The organism is Aliiglaciecola sp. NS0011-25 (genome assembly GCF_040370605.1).
GTDB lineage: Bacteria > Pseudomonadota > Gammaproteobacteria > Enterobacterales > Alteromonadaceae > Aliiglaciecola > Aliiglaciecola lipolytica_A.
In genome coordinates this window covers 19,971-38,471 of the sequence record NZ_BAABWR010000026.1, presented here as the reverse complement: position 1 = coordinate 38,471, position 18,501 = coordinate 19,971, and the positions used below count along the sequence as shown (strand labels likewise).

The window sequence follows — 18,501 nt, the reverse complement described above, 5'->3', positions numbered from 1 at the left end:
CAGCTAATCCCGTGTAATACCTTTCTAATCCTTCAAACATAAAAAATCCGATGAGAAACTCTCACCGGATTTTTCAAACGCTTACTATTCTAGAAAACCAAGCAAACGCATTTAGCTTGCTTGCACTTTATCTAAAATTTACTTGGCTAGATCAATCAATAGCTTATTCAAGTTTTGGACAAAACTCGCAGGGTCTTTAAGACTTCCCTGCTCTGACAACGCAGCTTGATCGTATAACACATCAACCCATTGCCCAAACTGACCTTCATCCTGTAAATCAGCAAGTAATTTCACCAATTGATGCTCGGGATTCAATTCAAAATGATATTTTGCTTCAGGTACAGGTTGTCCCGCAGCCTGCATCAGTTTAATCATTTGCGTAGACATACCCTGCTCATCAGTTACGATACAAGCAGGCGAATCAGTTAGTCGATGAGTAAATTTAACGTCAACGACTTTATCGCCTAGAGCAGTTTTCACGCGTTCTAATACGCCTTCAACTTCTTTTTCAGCTTGCTCTTGTTCTTTTTTGCTTTCTTCATCTTCTAAATCACCAAGATCAAGTGCACCACGTGCTACAGACTGGAATGATTTTTCATTGAATTCAGTTAAATGAGACATCAACCATTCATCAATGCGATCACCCATTAACAGTACTTCAATTCCTTTTTTACGGAAAATCTCTAAGTGTGGGCTAGATTTAGCTGCTTGGTAACTATCTGCAGTAATGAAGTATATTTTTTCCTGACCTTCTTTCATGCGGCCAATATAGTCTTCCAATGATACTGTTTGCGCATCACTGTCATTGTGAGTTGATGCAAAGCGCAGCAAACCAGCAATTTTTTCTTTGTTTGCATGATCTTCTGCAGGGCCTTCTTTTAAGACACTACCAAACTCTTTCCAGAATAACTGATATTTTTCAGCATCATTTTTAGCCAGACGCTCAAGCATTTGCAGAACGCGTTTTGTACAACCTTGACGAATAGCCTGAGTTATTTTGTTATCTTGCAGAATTTCACGAGAAACATTTAGAGGTAAATCGTTTGAATCTAACAAGCCTTTAACGAAACGCAGGTAAACTGGCATAAACTGTTCTGCGTCATCCATAATGAATACACGTTGAACATATAATTTTAAGCCATGATTCTGATCGCGGTTCCACATATCAAACGGCGCTTTTGAAGGAATATACAGTAAACTGGTGTATTCAGTTTTACCTTCAACTTTGTTGTGGGAATGCAGTAAAGGATCGGTGAAATCGTGAGAAACATGTTTATAGAACTCGTTATATTCTTCATCACTTATTTCTGACTTATCTCGAGTCCACAGTGCGCTGGCTTTATTGACGGCTTCCCATTCTCCAGGTTGAGCAGGAATTTTTTCGCCATCAGGGCCTTCAGACTCTGCAACTTCTTCTTTCCACATTTTAACTGGAATACCAATGTGTTCAGAGTACTTAGTAACGATTGAGCGTAGTCGCCAGTCATCCGCATACTCTTTTTCTTCATCGCGCAAATGCAGAATGATTTCCGTCCCGCGATCTGCCTTTTCGATATCTTTAACAGTAAATTCGCCTTCACCGGCAGATTGCCATTCAACACCTTTATCTGCACTGTCACCTGCCGCACGGCTGCGTACAATGACGTTATCAGCAACGATAAAAGCAGAATAGAAACCAACTCCGAATTGACCAATTAGCTGCGAGTCTTTTGACTGGTCTCCAGATAAATTATTAAAGAACTCTTTGGTACCAGATTTGGCGATTGTACCAAGATGTTCAATAACGTCTTCTTTGTTCATTCCAATTCCATTGTCTGAAATTGTAATGGTTCCGGCTTCTTTATCTGCACTGAGCTTAACGCAAAGATCACTGTCATTTTCATATAATGAAGGATCAGAAAGTACTTTAAATCTCAATTTATCTGCAGCATCAGCAGCATTTGAAACCAATTCACGAAGGAATATTTCTTTGTTGGAATAAAGTGAATGAATCATCAATTGAAGTAATTGCTTTACTTCAGTTTGAAAACCATGAGTTTCTTGGTGAGCTGTTTCAGCCATAAACAAATTTCTCCTATAAACCGTTTTGCTTCTAGGCTTAGGAGATAAGGTCGTTTACTTTCTTTTCAAGCAAACAAAACAATTTATTATCAATAATTATTAAAAAATTAGAACGAAGATTTAAAAATTGGATGCTATTTGCGCAATTAAAGTAAACTGTTCAAACGCGGGTGGTGTTAAGTAAAGTGATTAATTTAAATAACTCTTCTGCCGGTAAATGCGTGCATCAAAGTATTACCGTCTACATACTCAAGTTCTCCGCCTACAGGCATTCCATGCGCCAACCGTGTGGCAGAAATTTCATTGGATTTGCACATTTGAGCGATAAAGTGAGCTGTAGCCTCACCTTCCACTGTAGGGTTTGTGGCTAAAATAACCTCTTTAAATTTGTCTGATTTGAGTAAAACTTCAAGCTCATTCAAGCCAATTTCATTAGGTCCAATTCCATCAATAGGTGACAAATGCCCCATTAAAACAAAATAGCGTCCTTTAAACTCTGAGGTTTGCTCAACAGCAAGTACGTCTTGCGGAGACTCAACAATACACAGTTGTCCAGACTCTTCTCGAGCAGGATCACTGCAAATTGAACACAAGCTAGCTTCTGTAAAGGTTCGACAAGACTGACAGTGTTGGATGTGCTCCATCGCATTATGCAGTACTTGACTCAGTTGCAAAGCCCCTTCTCTATTACGCTCTAACAAATGAAACGCCATACGCTGAGCACTCTTCTTACCTACGCCGGGTAAGTGAGTTAATGCGCCTATCAGTTCAGTAATGAGGGGGCTATATTGCATCTATTTCTTCTTAAAACGGCATCTTGAAGCCTAGTGCGGCTAAGATTATGATATGTGATGATGTGTTATATAACGGCACTTTGCGAGACCTTCTTAAGTAAAACTGTAATGATAAGAGCTAATATTTGATATCAATTTGTCCCCTATTTGTCCCTAAGCTAAAATGAAACGATATCAATGAGTGGTATTAGCTCCGTTAGTCTCGTTATTATCAAACCTAGCAAATTGAATAATTTTGTTAGTATTATTAAACTGTTCAACTTGTACACCGAGCTGTATTATCTCACGTACAATATCATCGTAAACCTCAACCATTCCAGAACTTTCAGTAACAGGTTTCTCAACAGTAAATAACGCACGTTCTGGCAAAATTACATGTTTCTTAATTAAAATCTCTACTCGTTTTGCCCAATGAATACCGTGCTCGTAAGCTTTCAATGGAGTATTTTGCTCAAATGCTAACGGTTTTATCACCTTATACCCATCGCCCCCTTCGTATACTAAAGGCATGGGAATGTCTAATACGCCGGCTTTTAATTTTTTCTGCGTATATTTTACTATTAATTCTTTCGCAAAAGTCTGCTTCAGAACTTTTACCATTTGTTGCTCACGATATTCTTCATTAACAAAATCACGTGCGACAAATCGTTGATACAACTTTTGAAGTTCAAGCTCAATTTTACCAGCTTCCCCCATCATGCGACCAATAGCGCTAAAGTGAAGCACGGATTCACGATGTCGTGTGAGTTCTGTAAAATACTCCACTAATTCTTTGCTACGCAAACCATGGGTATCGCAATAATGTTCAACGCGCTCTAATTCCCAGTTGAAAGAATCAATAGCATTTCGATATAGCCGACCATCTATATCGTCAAAAAACTTAGTTACACGCCCAAAACGAGTTGGAGCAAGTCTAAATCGGAACTTGCCTTTTTTGGGATCAATCAACACAATACCAACATTGGCAAACTCTCTGGTTTCAATAAAAGGCATAAAACGCACTACTGCGTATTGATAAACAGCGTTTGTGTGATTGCTCATTTCAGTGCCTCCCAGAAGTCATCATTTTTGAATGCGCTTAATACTACTCTGATCCTGTCAATTTCTCCAAGTACATCTTGTATTTCGTTTAACCATTCGTTAGGGATGTTGTCAATAATCCCATCCAAATCGCCCATTACCTCATTAAATTTTACTTCGTAATACTTTCTATCAAATAAAGGTGTAAACAAATCGCCTTGACCTTTGAAGATAGAACTGGAGACATGAAATTTTTTATGGTCGTCTATACTAAAACCTTGTTCAAACGCTAGATTATGATCAATTACAACTAAAGACTCAGTGACAACATTCCAATACAAGTTAGGATTGCCACCTCGAACAGTCAATGTTCTATCGCCATTGTTAATCCAATAATCAAACATAAATAAGTCGATTAAAACTTGTCTATCAGATTTTTTAACGATACCGATATTCACTTCTTGCAAATTTTCTTTAAATCTAGAAGCGAAGGCTACTCCAGCCCCTAATCCAATCATTAAATCAATATCAAATTCAACTAATTCTTCATCAATATTAGCTAAAGAAAAGTCCGGAATAGCTAAACCAAACCTTTGCCCTAAGTTAGCCGCTATCCATTCATATAAGCAACCTTTAAAAGTTGCACTTTGACGTTTAACTACGTACTTTTTGCTATCATCACCCAAGCAAAGCCAAGGCTCAGTTTTACCTTGACTCATCTTTTGCTGTATTTCAACGATGTTAATCAATTGCGCAAAGCCCTTAAATGTTCACTACGTAAAGTTTATATTCAGTTGAACCGCAGAAGTAAATTAAATTGGTGAGAATGAAAACAAGTATATACGTCCCCAACAAAGTTAAGCAATATTGTAACCACTTACGATCTCTGAATTTTAGAAAGCGCTCCATCCAGATTTGCTAACATCTGACGGTATTTGGCCTCTGAAGCAGTATTTTTTATACCACTGCGCTCTAAAAACTTGAGAAATGAAATCAAATAAGATCTGTAGCCAGCAACTTTATTCACCAACTGATCTTGACAGTATTTATCCATAAAAGCTTTCTGTGTTTTAGGCAATGGAAATTGAACGTTTCTAACATCAATCCCAAAAACTTTTTTCAAAATATTGTCATTTGAAGTATTGTTCTTGATTTCGTAAAAGAGTTTTTCTAGAAGCTTCAACTTCGAAGCAGATAGTCTCACATCGCCAGACTTGAAGTCTGATCTTGCACCCTCGATAACGTGTCCATTGATAGACAGCAAGTGTTTTTTGAAAATTGTCTTTTTTCTATTAAGTTTAAATCCGTCAATAGATATGATCTCTGATATAACCTCAATAAACCTTTGGCTCTCAAGATATTTATCATTGAATTCTGATGAGAACAACATATCGTCAGCATAACGCGTGTATTCTATTCCTTTCGGAGCACAGTGTTTCTGAATAATTATATCTAGCTTTCGGAATACGATATTTGAAATAGCTGGAGAAGTTCTAAAACCCATTGGCACAATAAAGGTCCCTGCAAAACTTTTATTATCCGAATTTTTTGGTAATTGAAGACTCACTAAATTTACAAAAATATCCAACAATTTTTGTTTTAAAGAACCAACCTCAACAATTTCATCTTCTATGTAATTTGAAAAAACAGTTTTGAGAGTATCCTCGTTGATTGAATGAAAAAAATTTTTTAGGTCAAGGCGTAAAAAATTATAGTTGTGTCGATGTGGTTCCAAAAACTCAAAATAGGAACCGCCCTTTCGAAATGCCTTAGCTGCATTATTTAAAGGTACTAAATTGAGAAACTTACTATTAAGCGCTTCTTGATAACTTTGAATTTTTGAATCGTGCTTTACTGCGTAAACAAATTTTTGTCCAATCTTAAACTGATACGTTTGAACAGTTGGGAATTTAGATATTATCTTCGGCTCGATGCCCAAAATTTTAAAAAACGAATCCTTGTCTATTCTTTTCATTAGTCTGCTTCTTTTGGATACTAAAAACATCTTTTCACGTTCGTGGACTAAAAGTTACATGTCGGCGAGACCAGGCTCAAGATTAGTAACTTAGAGCTAGGAGCGTCAGTGCACTCACCAATGCGAACATTGGCCTCTTTACTCTATCAAAAAGAAACTTTCTTAATGATATCATTAAGTTCTGGAAATACTACTGAAAATCGCGCATAAAACCTTTTATCATCCCCTGATACCTCTAGCTCTAGTTTTGAGATGCTAAAATCTAGGAAGCTCGTTGCCCAACCACTCGTTTTAGTCGTATCAAAAGTAAAATGGACAAGATATTCTGTTTTTATCTTTTCAACTAAACCTTTCATTTGAGGCGATATGAAATCTCTATAACTATCTGTTCCATATTTCTGATACGTATTTGATTTTCCTCCGAAAACCAATTTCATCGCAATGACCAGTTCTCGTTCACTCAATCCACTTCCCTTAACTTCATCACGTATAAGCCTGAGATATTTTATCTTTATCCTGTCTGTGAAATTAACTAAGCTTTTTGGAATAGATTCAGCCTTTTCACAACTTGAAAAAATTGCATGAAATGCTTTTTTAACATCCTGATGTCTGATATAGCTTCGCTTAATACCTCTCACTTTCGCAGTGGTATTCGAAACGGGGGTTACATTAAAGTTATATCTGAATTCATCTAATAACCATCCGATTAAATATTGAAAGCTATTCTCGTTAATCAAACTCCCCTCAATAGTTGTTTCATTGAATCTTATATTTTGAGAGTGAAAAACTTTTCGATTCGCATAACTTATAAAGGAAGAAAGTTTAAATACTGAAAAATCTGTAAGGTTTTGATTCAGTTTTTTGGGACTATCTATAGACTTTCTAAGCTCCTCAATTGCCTTTCTTACAGAATATTCCTTTGAACCATAAAAAGTACATTTGTAACGTTTTTCAATTTTTTTAAGATTTACCTTTCTATTATTGAAAGACAGGTTTCCTAAAGCCTTCTTGCCTGTATTAACTATATTACATTTTAGTAAATGATCTGAATCGTAAAGTATCAGAAATGGAATCGGCAGATTGCTTTTAGAAGGACTTATTGCGTTTAGGTGGACATCGTTAGCAGCATATACATCTATGTCTCGCAATTTATCGAACTTTGATACGAGATTCAGATTGCCAAATATCTCTAGCTCAGTTTCCCCTTCAACAAACAATATGAATTTACTAAAGAATAGTCTTGCTTCGTTATCGCTAAAAATGTTTAAAAATCGAGGATCTTCATAATGTGACTTTATAGTACGAACTGACGTTGGTTTATTCTTAGATTTTTTGAAATGGAGCACTTGATGCTCATCTTTACCTTTGAATAATTTCACGACGGTCTTAATAATATTAGGAGAATGTGTCGAGAAAATTATTTTGGGATAGGGAGTCGCATATCGTCCGACTTCACGTTCCTCTTTCGTTTTCTGATAGGATTTGTATAGCGAGTGAAGGCGGAAAATAAGTTGCTCATTTCTTTTTGGATGAAGTCCAACTTCAGGTTCGTCTACGAAGACAGTTGGTGTAATAAACTCTCTTCTAGTCAACGCAATCATCAAACTAAGAAATAACTCTAAAAACTTATGTGAATTTGTGCCATCAGACTGTCGTAGTAGTTCTTCACCTTCAATATTGAAAGTATGCCCTTTCAAACCAACTTTAACGTAATTGAGCACTTTCTCTTGATAGCTATAGGCTGAAGTGCTTGCTATTTCATTTACCTTTTCCACGTAGTCTTTATATGCTCCACTCTTCTTAGATACATTTCCATCAATATAACCAATAAGATCTTGAGTTTTAAGAGAATTCATATTGAGAAATTTTAGCTGACTTATTGTCTCCCAGATTTTGCTCCAGTCGTACAAGTTGATGTGTCTGGTATCTATAGAAAAGAATGGATAAACTCTATTAATTATTTCTAAAGCATCGCGATTTTTTGTAGACCAGCTAATCGAGTTGTCTTTTTTCACCGTGAGCGTAAGAAAGTATTTAGACTTTTTCCTATTTTGTTCGTTTATAAATTCAGAAAACGCGGCCAACCCTGTTAAATTATTCTTAAGTGCAAATAGGGTGTTAAATATATGACGAAAATAAGGATTTTTAACACCTTTAGATGTAACAACTTTTTTAAGTCTGGTTGTGTCATATTCAATTGTTATGCTACCCATGGCACTATAATTTGAATTCAGTAGTGGTGGCACAACTCTTTCTTCACGTAAAGAGGAATAAAAGTAATTTAAAAGCGCAAGTAAGTTTGATTTACCAGCATTGTTTTGTCCAACGATACAATTAATATCTTTAAAATCTGATATATACACATCTTCAAAAGAAAGGAGGTTTTTTATCCTTATAGACTTAATACTCATTTCACTAATTCTTCCTTGCTAAATCAGCAAGCTTTGGAATTTGGTAATAAAGTTTCAAATTACCGGTGAAGTGCTTGGCTTTCATATTGCCTGCTCCACTATTGCGTCTGAGAGGTGAAATTGTGTATTTTGAGCTTCATTTAAACTTTCTTTAAGTGAATCGCATAAGGACATTAGCTGGTCTACTTTTGAAATCACTCTCGACTGCTCATTTAATGGACATAAAGGCACAGGTGCGCCTTTGAGCTTATCTTGGGATATGTTCATCTGACTCTCAGCCATCCCTGACTTAGCAAACTCTAAGTATTCAGCTGTAGCACCTGCATTTAAACATAAAGAGATAAACCGCTCGCTAAGGCCAACTTCTATCAGATGGAATCGAATCAATTTGTCTGAAATCATCAACCTTGGACGAGTTTCCTGAACTAAGCACGAAACGCCAACTCTATTTTTTGGGCCAGCTCGAGTAATAAGTATATCTCCCACTTTAACTTCGTATTGTAATTTAGGCTCTTTATTACTCGGCAACATCTTGTTCTCATATTCCCTAAACTCCATACTTTGAACCGCAGTAGTTTTGAGAACTCCCCAAGTCTTTTCGTTTAGAGACGGCTCTGGAGGGCATGCTGGACTCCAGCCAGCATCCATAATAGTTATTAGCTCTGCTAACGCACACCACGCCCATCCATTAGGTAACTCAAACGGTTTATCATCATCTGTAATTGGAGGCAATGGCTTTTGTTTTTTGATTTTGCCACCTTTGATGAGTTGTTGTTTTTCGGTGGCGATTCGTTCTAGTAGTTTAGATGCGGGTTCGTCGTCGGGGTCTTGTTTGACGAGTTTGCCCATGACTGCGAGTTGCAGGATGGTTTGTTTTAATTGGTCTATGCTGGCTTCGGTGGTGAATAATACGTCGAAGTGTTGGCTGATGCGTTGCCAGCTCTCATTAAATTCGTCCGCGTCTTTGGCATTGGTCAGGGTGACTAACAGGGTTTCGACTATGGTTTGGTGTGCTTGGATGCTGGATTCGGTTTGTGTTTCAAGTTGGTCACATAAGGCCATTAATTCGTCGACTTTGGCAACTATACTGTGTTGTTCATTGAGTGGAGGCAGTGGTGCTACAGTTGATATTAACTTTTCCCTACTAATATTTGGCTGTGCTCCTCCCGCCCCCATACCAATCAACCTATTTTTATATCCCTTCAATATTAATAATAAATAACGATTAAATATTTTGGAAAAAGGTGTGCACGCGCAAACAGCCTGGTTGGTGGTGCCCCTTATTGCAAGGATCGAGCATTTACCTATTGTTGCTCCATACATAGCTACCAGCACATCACCAACTTTGTTATATCGCACAGATGATTTTTGTAACGCTAGTTCGGTTATATATTCCTCGGATTCTGAAATAAATTCTGAATTTAGCTCTCCAGATTTAAACCACGGAATATTACCCCCATAAAAATCAGTATTTGAACGAGTAGGTGTCGAACCTGCCCCCCAATCCCCAAAGTCATTTAAGCGCGCAAACTCCCAACCAAGAGGCAACTCAAAAGGAAAATCGTCTGTATTTATCTCATCTAAACGCTTGGTTTTTTTTATCTTCTTTTCTTTTGTTAGGTCTGCTTTTTCTTGTAGGACTTCCTTTAATAACTCACTTGCAGGCTCATCATTAGGATCTTGCGGCACTAGCTTGCCTCGCACAGCCAATTCTAAAATCAACTCACGCAGCTTTTTAATACCGTATAAATCTAACTTTTTAGAGCTACCACGGCCTGAAGCTGATTTAGTCTTTACCGCTGAAGTCCAAATATCTAGGTGCTCGGTGATAATGTCTTGTGCTGCCATTAAGCTTTATCTCCAGCTAATGCTTCTGACAATATGCCTTTGAGTTGGTCGCGCAGTTGTTGGATGTCTTGTTGCTGGCTTTCATAGGTTGCTAGTAATTCTTCTGGATCATGAACAACTTGCTCACCCACATGCGGGTTTTTGATATCTAGGTTGTAGTTTCGGCTGACTATGTCGTCAATGCTAACTTTCCAGGCTTGTTCGGTCTCTTGCCTGCTGGCAAAACCATCTTCTTCACTGCCCCACCACTGTTGTTCGGTTTTAAATTCTTCAAACTTCATGGGTTTGGTTTTGTTGTAGTTTTTTACGCCTTCTGGATAAGGGTGCTCGTAAAACCAAATGTTCTTAGTAGGAATTCCTTTAGTGAAAAACAGGATATTGGTTTTAATGCCCGTGTAAGGCGCAAATACCCCATTGGGTAAACGCACTATGGTGTGCAGGTTACATTCTTCAGTCAGCAGTTTTTTGATTTTGGTTTTTACACCTTCACCAAACAAGGTGCCGTCGGGCAATACTACTGCTGCACGGCCACCGTCTTTAAGCACTTCGATGATTAACTGTAAAAACAAGTCTGCGGTTTCGCGGGTTTGCATGTCAGATGGAAAGTTCTTCTCTATACCATCTTCTTCTGTGCCACCAAATGGTGGGTTGGTAGCAATTACATCAAAACTTGCATCCCAGTTTGATAGGTGCTGATTTAAGGTATTGTCGTGTTTGATTTGCACAGGTACTTCTATACCGTGCAGCATCATATTAGTGGTGGCGAGTAAGTGCGGTAACTGCTTTTTTTCTACGCCGTGAATTTGTTTTTGTAGGGTTTGGCGGTCGCTGCCGGTTTTTACATAGTTGTCGCGCACGTGGTCGATTGAACAGGTTAAAAAGCCACCTGTACCGCAAGCCGGATCAAATACTTGTTCGCCCAGTTTGGGATCAAGACGGTTTATCATAAATTTGGTTACTGCACGGGGTGTATAGAACTCTCCAGCGTTACCTGCACTTTGTAAGTCTCTGAGTATCTGCTCGTAAATATCACCAAACAGGTGACGTTCTTTAGAGTCAGTGAAGTCAACTTCGTTGAGCTTGTTGATCACCTGGCGAAGCAGCGTGCCGTTTTTCATGTAGTTGAATGCGTCGCTAAAGGCTTCTCTTACCACAAAGCCACGGGGGTTCTTATCAATAGGCGCGGTTAAGTTTTTTAAACTTGGAAATAGTTCGTCATTAATGAATTCAAGTAAGGCATCACCAGTAATCCCTTCGTCATCTTCTGCCCAGTTGCGCCATAAGTATTTTTCATCGATGGGTGTGCGGTAGTCGTCTAACTCTAGTTCTAGCTCTTCTTCTTGGGCATCAAATATCTTTAGAAACAACAACCACGACATTTGGCCTAGACGTTGTGCATCACCATCGACGCCTGCGTCTTTTCTCATGATGTCTTGGATGGATTTTATTACTGTACTAATGGACATTTATTTTGCTCTTATCATTATTTTGTTTGTTACTTGGAGTGTAGGCAAACTTATTCATTGAGTTTACCCGAACGTTCCGGTGTTCAATTACTTTGCTATTCTTTTGCTTCTGCTAAGCAGGGATTTACAAAGGTATTATCGTGTTCAATTGTTATAGACAATATGGATTAGGCTGACATCTCAGGTTTCGGATTCCCCTGGAACTCATAAATCGCTTTTTCGAGTTCAGTTATCGCTTGATCGTATTGCTTTCTGCCGCCAAATCCATCTTTGACTATTTCTTTGAACGAGCCGATTTCAGTAAAGGGTTGCACCTTAATAGTCTGAAGGTTTTCTACTTCAAGTACACCTGCATCAGCGTATTTATCGAGTAACTTTTCCAGTACAATTTGAGCTTGTTCTGAATACTTGCTGAAGTAGTTTCGTTTTTTAACGTTATTTGCTCGTTCCTTACGCGTGAGCGCGGGCTGATCAAATACCACATGGCATATCATGTCAAATGGATCGATATTCTTGCCTACTTCTTGTTCAAGGGCGTCCCAAATTATGCCTTCCTCGGCTAATTCATCAATAATGGTTTGTTTTCTTGTGGTGTCATTCCACTTTTTAATAAAGTCATCTAGCGAGGCATATTGTTTAGTGAGCGTTTTCTTTGTGTAGTCTTTAAACGATTCAGTGACGAGCTTGCCGTCGGTATCGTAATATTGCACCCGTTCTGCGACTTTTTTCACAGTGACACCTTTTACATGGTATTTATTAACCTTGTCATCACCTTCTTCTTCTTCAAAAGCTGTGTTAGTGCCGTCAGCATCGTTTTCATCTGATGAGTCAAAATTAAATTCACTTTCGGTGTCGGACGATTCATCTTCGTTTTGATTATCTGGATCACTTATTACATCTTCAAAGTCTGAAGATGGATCGTTGATATCTTCTGGTTTGGTGGCAATGATTTTTTCTGGTACGCCATCAAATCGCTCATCGGCAAATAGTTCGGTGGCTTTTTTGAAATCTAAGATGGTAAACCAGAGTTTATTGAATTTGTCATCGATGCGTGTACCACGGCCAATGATCTGCTTAAACTTAGTCATAGACTGAATATTTTGATCAAGGACAACCAGTTTGCAAGTTTTAGCATCGACCCCCGTGGTCATCAACTCAGAAGTAGTGGCAATCACTGGGTAGGCTTTTTTAGGGTTGATAAAATTGTCTAACTGCCCCTTGCCTATTTCATCGTCACCAGTGATTTTCATCACGTATTTATCGTTTTTGGCATATTGTTCAGGACTACAATTAATAAGTGCCCTTCGCATTCTTTCCGCATGATCAATGTCATTACAAAAGACAATGGTTTTATCCATTGGATTAGTGCGTTTCAGGTAATTGGTAATAGTTTCTGCCACCAACTGCGTGCGCTCATCAATTACCATAGTGCGATCAAAGTCTTTTTGATTGTATATCCTATCTTCGATTAGATTGCCTTTTTTATCGACTTGGCCTTTAGTTGGTCGCCAGCCTTGTAAATCAACATCAATATCGACTCTGACTACTTTGTAAGGTGCTAAAAAACCATCTTCAATGCCTTCTTTTAACGAATACATATAAGTAGGTTCACCAAAGTAGTCAATGTTAGATACTTCATCGGTTTCTTTAGGTGTGGCAGTTAACCCTATTTGAGTTGCGGCCCCAAAGTATTCGAGGATTTCTCGCCAGGCACTATCATCAGCTGCACTACCTCTATGACACTCGTCAATAATAATCAGGTCAAAGAAATCGGGATCAACTTGTTTATAGGCTTTCTGAGATTCTTCAGGACCAGTTAAGGCTTGGTATAATGCTAAATGCACTTCGTAAGCAGGATCAACTTTTCGACCAGTGATTTTGGTCATCGCCTGCCCAAATGGCTGAAAATCATTAATGCGGGTTTGATCAACCAATACATTTCTATCGGCCAGAAACAAGATACGTTTCTTAGCTTTTGCTTTCCACAAACGCCATATAATTTGAAATGCGGTGTATGTTTTGCCTGTGCCTGTTGCCATGACCAGTAGAATGCGATCTTTTCCTGATGACACTGCTTCAACGGTTTTATTGATAGCCTGTAATTGATAATAACGAGGAGACTTGCCTGAACCGTCATCATAATAATCTTGGGTAATGATTGGCAATTGCGCTTCAGTGTATCCTTTGAACGCACAATATTTTTGCCAAAGCATTATCGGTGAAGGAAAATCAACCAATGATATTTCAGTTTCTAGCTGCTGTGGATTCGTTTTGTCATGAAATATGAATCCGTCACCGTTGCTGGCAAACACAAAAGGTACATCCAGCAACTTAGCGTATTCCAGCCCTTGTTGCATGCCCTTGCCTATTTCATGCTTATTAGCTTTAGCTTCAATAACAGCTAGGGGTATCGATGGTTTGTGGAAAAGAACGATATCAGCAGACTTTACAGTTTTTCGGGCAGCAGCCATACCACGCACAATAACTTTGCCGTCGCGAAGTTTTACTTCTTGACGGATTTGCGTCATATCATTCCAACCAACATCTTTGATCGCTGGTAAGATGAATTTGGTGATGATGTCGGTTTCGCTAAGCGCTTTCTTATTAACTAAACTCATGGGCCTTAAATAATATCCTTTTATTTACGCATCACGCTTAATTTTTTCGATACGAAGACAACGATGAATGGTTTTATGATTTAACTTTAAGTTAACACTACGTAAGCTCTTTGTCACTGCTTATCAATAAGTTAGCTTTACGCTATAAATAGGATACCTGACTCTTTTTTGGAGGAGCATCAACAGTTAAATTCCGATATTTACCTTGTCAGTTCCAAAATAAATAACTTTTTCAAAGCATAATCTGCTTTTTCTGAAAAAGTTTTTATTTGATACATTAGCTTTGCCTTAAACAAAAGGTTGTTACCAGTTTTCTAGTAATTGCTATTAATTTAAAGCAACAACTTTCAGCCTCCCCTTGCTGATTACTGTAAATGAACGAATTACCTGACATTTGCCTTAACTGATATAACCGGAGTATGTCAATTACCTTGTTTTATTTGTCGTATTCGCAAAAACAATAAAAATACCCTTGTAACTAACCGTTTAGTTACCGAGGATGCCTTTGATCCAGTTCTCATATACAAAAAGCCACAATGCAGATAGCTTTAGCGTTAGAATAGTCATACAAGGTTCCTCATAGTGCTTAAAAAAAATATAAAAAAGCCAGCTGAATCAGCTGGCAATCGGAAATCGTTAATTGGTTAACACGATTGAATCACGTTAAAAAAGTCGGATATCGACTGTCCAAAAAACGCGTTAAAAAGTTGAAAGTTGTCTTGCTTCTTGTGATAGCTGCGAATTTTGAGCTCATAGGGGACGAGCTGTTCATACTCTGTGAAATCTAGCAGATATTCCGCGTCAGTATACGTTTCTACGGTTGATTTTCTACTCAGTAAAATGAACTCTTCATTCCTCATGATGTTTCGATGCAGAACAATTAATTCATTAGCGGATTCATAAAGAACAATGTATTCATTCGCCCATTCATAATCATCATCATAGCTGTTATACATATCAGTCTTCTCCTTTTGTTTTGACCTCATATTTAACTAAAACCAAAACACGGGAAATATTGAGTTTTATATCGATAAACTTGTTGTTTATTACCTAACTTTAACGGCAGTTAAACTTCGAAATCGAACTTCCTTGTTATCCCCTTTTATTGCCAATGGGTGACTTAACTGTTAATAAAATTGACACGATAGTCAGGTGCAGTTCCTAGGACCCTAGAGTTCTCCCTGATGGATAAACTAGTAATTTTAAAAATAAGAATATGAAATAAAGGGCTAGCGAACAGAATAAGGATATTAACGCAAAGGTTATTGTTGCAACGCCCAATAGTATCCCCAAAGCCCATATTCCAATAAAGCCACCAGTAAATAATAAGCTCGGGATACCTATTATAAAAACAATTGTCGAATACTTAATTAGCAAAGCTATAGTAGTAAATAAATATATTGCTGCTCTTTCCCGAGACGGCTAATTACTCCCTTCTAGCAAATTGAATACATCTCATCGACCAGAAAAGTTGACGTGGCAGAGGGAAAAATCAATTTGCCACCACACTAATCAGATTTACGTTTTAGCTTGGTAAATCTTTAACCATCTCCCTACGGTACTAACACTGATCCCATATTTTCTAGCTATCTCCTCTCTCGTAAAATGCAAAGCATATCGCTCATTCACAATTCGCATGCGTTCTTCATCATTAAATTTAGAAAGTCTCATGCCATCCTTAACACGATTTCGTGATCCAACTTCATCATGAAATATCGGTTCAATACCATCGAATACATTATTCCATTTCTTCTTGTTGGGCATTACGAAATAGCTGACATTTTCTCTGAATGATGGGTAGTCCTCTGTCACCGCTTCTACTTTTCGCCAGATATTTCTGTAGATTTTTTCCGACGAACAGATAAAAACCTGCTCTACGTTGTCGAAACTCGTGAACTGATCTTTTTTGTGCGGTGCACAAAAAAGGTTACGAAGATCACTAGAGTAATAGCCATATTTATCATGTTGCTCGGCAGCTACGGCCAAGTGATGAGTTAAGCTTCCCCGATGCTGCGAAAGTCCTCTACTACTGTTTTCAACTTCTATAATAATGAGAGTGCCGTCACTAGTTATTGCCAGGCTGTCAGGTACACATTGAAAGATTGAATTTGCCACGATTTTTCGTGCTTGTAGCTCATGTTCACTACGAAACGCGACCGGTATGTAATGGCTTAGTTCAATGCGTTCAGATATTAAGGACGTTAGGAACTCATTTGCGAGATGGCGGTGGTATTGATGTTCAAAATTGCTAATAAACTGAGTTCCATTTAAGTATGATTTTACCTTTGAAAAATTAAGTGGAACATTGTTTCTCTTTAATTGATTCTTCCCCTTCCTCATGAGTGAATAAACTTTAACTGCTGGTGATTCTGAGTAATTATCCACAATTATTAGTCGCAGCCTTGCCATTCGCCCCAACACATGCCTTAGTGTTCCTAAAGATAATCCAGTAACGTTGGCTAATTGTGACTTAGTCAACCAACCAAATCGCGCGATTGCTAGCAGTACCGCTTCCTGATTTTTAATCGACTTTTGTATTTGTATGGCTACTGCACCGCTAACACATTTACTTTTAGTATTTTTTGTCATGTTTTCTCCTTGTTATTCATTATTTATGAACATCAAAAGGAAACTCTGTAGCACCCTGAACTTTTATGGGGATAGGAGTTGGTAAAGAAATAGGTATCTACAAGCTGGACGCTTTCCCATACCTATGTTTTCGGGCCTTTGAGTGGATATGGCTGGACGCCAAACTCACTCAAAACCGCACGAAAAGCCGCACGGTCAGCGCTTCGCACCGCCGAGCAACCACCTACATTTGAAATTTTATCGTTGTCATGGGCGACCCAAAGTGTCTTCTGACTAACTGATAAATTAAATCAAATCTACGTGGTTGCTCGGCGCTAAGGCTTCTCGTGCGGGGCAAGCCCCAATACTTCTTTTGCCGGTGGGCCGGCGTTCATGCTTGGGAGCATGAAAAGAAGCATCGGCTCCCCAGCCAACCTGAACGTGTTGACTATATTCATTTTAGGCTGGATTACTAATTATCATTAAAAGAATTGCCAATCACGCAATTAGTAGAACCGTCATCAATCGATATATCTACATTATTGCAATCTGTATCAAGATTTTGGTGTTCATAAATATTTGAATCGACTTTGTTCTGTGTATGAGTCCCATTAGCGAAGTTACGTATATCATACGTTCCCCAAATGATTGGGGACTCGTCGCCATCATCATTCAATGATGTATGAGTGTGACTATCCCCACTATCATTACTCGTAGTGATAGTGGGGATAGTCCAATCGTCGTCGCATGAATGATTTGAATCATGCGTATTAATTTGAATTGCCGCCACTTCATGTTTGTGACTATATTGCTGACGATTTCTTTTATTGTCTTCAATGCGATTCTGTCGTACATACTGTTTATTACTCTCCAACTCCGCATAAAATTTCGAGCCAGAAACATATCGTGCTGGAGTTTCTTCGGGACGATTAAATCGAGCCACTTGCACGATGAGCTGAATCCAAGTAACCATCAACACTACAATACCTAGAAAGGGAAAACCGCCTGTGAGCATCATAACGCTTATTATGAGAAGTGCTATTGTTAATACTACAAGAAATAAAAGACGCAATTCAAAAGTTTCTTGCTTAATTGACGAGAGAGACGACATCCTAGAATTATGATGAATTACATTACCTAGATTGAACGTTTCCCTACGAATTTTTTTGCGTTTTCTTCTGGATTCTAAATCATTGCTCATCTTGGTTCAGTGCTGTTTTTGAAGACAAGCTATTTAATTTAATAATAAAAATCAGAATGTCAAAAGCCCAAACTTCATATTTCGCCAAACTCGTTACTACTTGAAGTTATAGCATCCAGGTAACTGAGTTGTTTGGCGAGCCTCTAATTGAGATTGAGTGAAATGCATTGGTACAGTAAGAAATGATGCATCACTAGTTGAGGAGAGAAGAAAATTGTATTTACTTCTCTTGACTGTGGAACCAGCTTTTGAAAGCTTGTGAAGCTGTCACGAAGCGTCCGTTGAGAACGATCCATCAACAAGAAGCATAGCACCCAAATCGGGTGCTATGTTTTTTCTCTTGCGTTTTAGTTTTCAATCATTAATGTTTTTAAAGGCACTAAATCAGAGGAGTAGCAATGTCAGAGGAAACCGGATATAGAATTATTCAATCTCTATTGATCGCTATAACGATGGTTTGCTTTCCGGGATTCATTTACATCGTGGCAGTAGAAAATCAAATAACTGAACACGCCCATTTGCTCGCAATAATTAATATG

General features: G+C 38.2%; 12 protein-coding genes. All 12 read right to left on the bottom strand.

Going from position 1 to position 18,501, the window contains the following annotated elements:
• Positions 1 to 138: 138 nt before the first annotated feature.
• On the bottom strand, positions 139 to 2,061 hold the full coding sequence (gene htpG, locus ABWV72_RS18715) for a molecular chaperone HtpG (protein WP_342807784.1): 1,923 nt from the start codon (positions 2,059 to 2,061) through the stop codon (positions 139 to 141).
• Positions 2,062 to 2,255: 194 nt separating this feature from the next.
• Entirely contained in the window at positions 2,256 to 2,855 is a 600-nt protein-coding gene (gene recR / locus ABWV72_RS18710) for a recombination mediator RecR (RefSeq protein ID WP_216047342.1), read from the bottom strand.
• A 174-nt stretch (positions 2,856 to 3,029) separates the two neighbouring features.
• Entirely contained in the window at positions 3,030 to 3,896 is an 867-nt protein-coding gene (locus tag ABWV72_RS18705; RefSeq protein ID WP_353372353.1) for a DUF3037 domain-containing protein, read from the bottom strand.
• Complete coding sequence (locus ABWV72_RS18700) at positions 3,893 to 4,624, bottom strand: HipA family kinase (protein ID WP_353372351.1); 732 nt, start codon at positions 4,622 to 4,624, stop codon at positions 3,893 to 3,895. Before ABWV72_RS18700 ends, ABWV72_RS18705 begins: the two co-directional genes overlap by 4 nt.
• 128 nt (positions 4,625 to 4,752) lie before the next feature.
• On the bottom strand, positions 4,753 to 5,850 hold the full coding sequence (locus ABWV72_RS18695; RefSeq protein ID WP_353372349.1) for a reverse transcriptase family protein: 1,098 nt from the start codon (positions 5,848 to 5,850) through the stop codon (positions 4,753 to 4,755).
• 146 nt (positions 5,851 to 5,996) lie between these two features.
• Positions 5,997 to 8,261 (bottom strand): retron Eco8 family effector endonuclease, encoded by a 2,265-nt coding sequence (locus tag ABWV72_RS18690; RefSeq protein WP_353372347.1) that lies wholly within the window; start codon positions 8,259 to 8,261, stop codon positions 5,997 to 5,999.
• Positions 8,262 to 8,342: 81 nt separating this feature from the next.
• The gene (locus ABWV72_RS18685; RefSeq protein WP_353372345.1) at positions 8,343 to 10,109 is read right to left on the bottom strand and encodes a restriction endonuclease subunit S; all 1,767 of its coding nucleotides are present in this window, start codon (positions 10,107 to 10,109) and stop codon (positions 8,343 to 8,345) included.
• Positions 10,109 to 11,575 (bottom strand): N-6 DNA methylase, encoded by a 1,467-nt coding sequence (locus ABWV72_RS18680; protein ID WP_353372343.1) that lies wholly within the window; start codon positions 11,573 to 11,575, stop codon positions 10,109 to 10,111. The genes ABWV72_RS18685 and ABWV72_RS18680 overlap by 1 nt, the downstream gene beginning before the upstream one ends.
• A 167-nt stretch (positions 11,576 to 11,742) precedes the next feature.
• Positions 11,743 to 14,193, bottom strand: coding sequence for an EcoAI/FtnUII family type I restriction enzme subunit R (gene hsdR, locus ABWV72_RS18675; protein ID WP_353372341.1), 2,451 nt, complete (start codon positions 14,191 to 14,193; stop codon positions 11,743 to 11,745).
• A 644-nt stretch (positions 14,194 to 14,837) separates the two neighbouring features.
• Positions 14,838 to 15,149 (bottom strand): hypothetical protein, encoded by a 312-nt coding sequence (locus ABWV72_RS18670; protein ID WP_353372339.1) that lies wholly within the window; start codon positions 15,147 to 15,149, stop codon positions 14,838 to 14,840.
• 562 nt (positions 15,150 to 15,711) lie between these two features.
• Positions 15,712 to 16,782, bottom strand: coding sequence for a helix-turn-helix domain-containing protein (locus ABWV72_RS18665; RefSeq protein ID WP_353372337.1), 1,071 nt, complete (start codon positions 16,780 to 16,782; stop codon positions 15,712 to 15,714).
• A 451-nt stretch (positions 16,783 to 17,233) separates the two neighbouring features.
• The gene (locus ABWV72_RS18660; protein WP_353372335.1) at positions 17,234 to 17,779 is read right to left on the bottom strand and encodes a hypothetical protein; all 546 of its coding nucleotides are present in this window, start codon (positions 17,777 to 17,779) and stop codon (positions 17,234 to 17,236) included.
• Positions 17,780 to 18,501 lie beyond the last annotated feature (722 nt).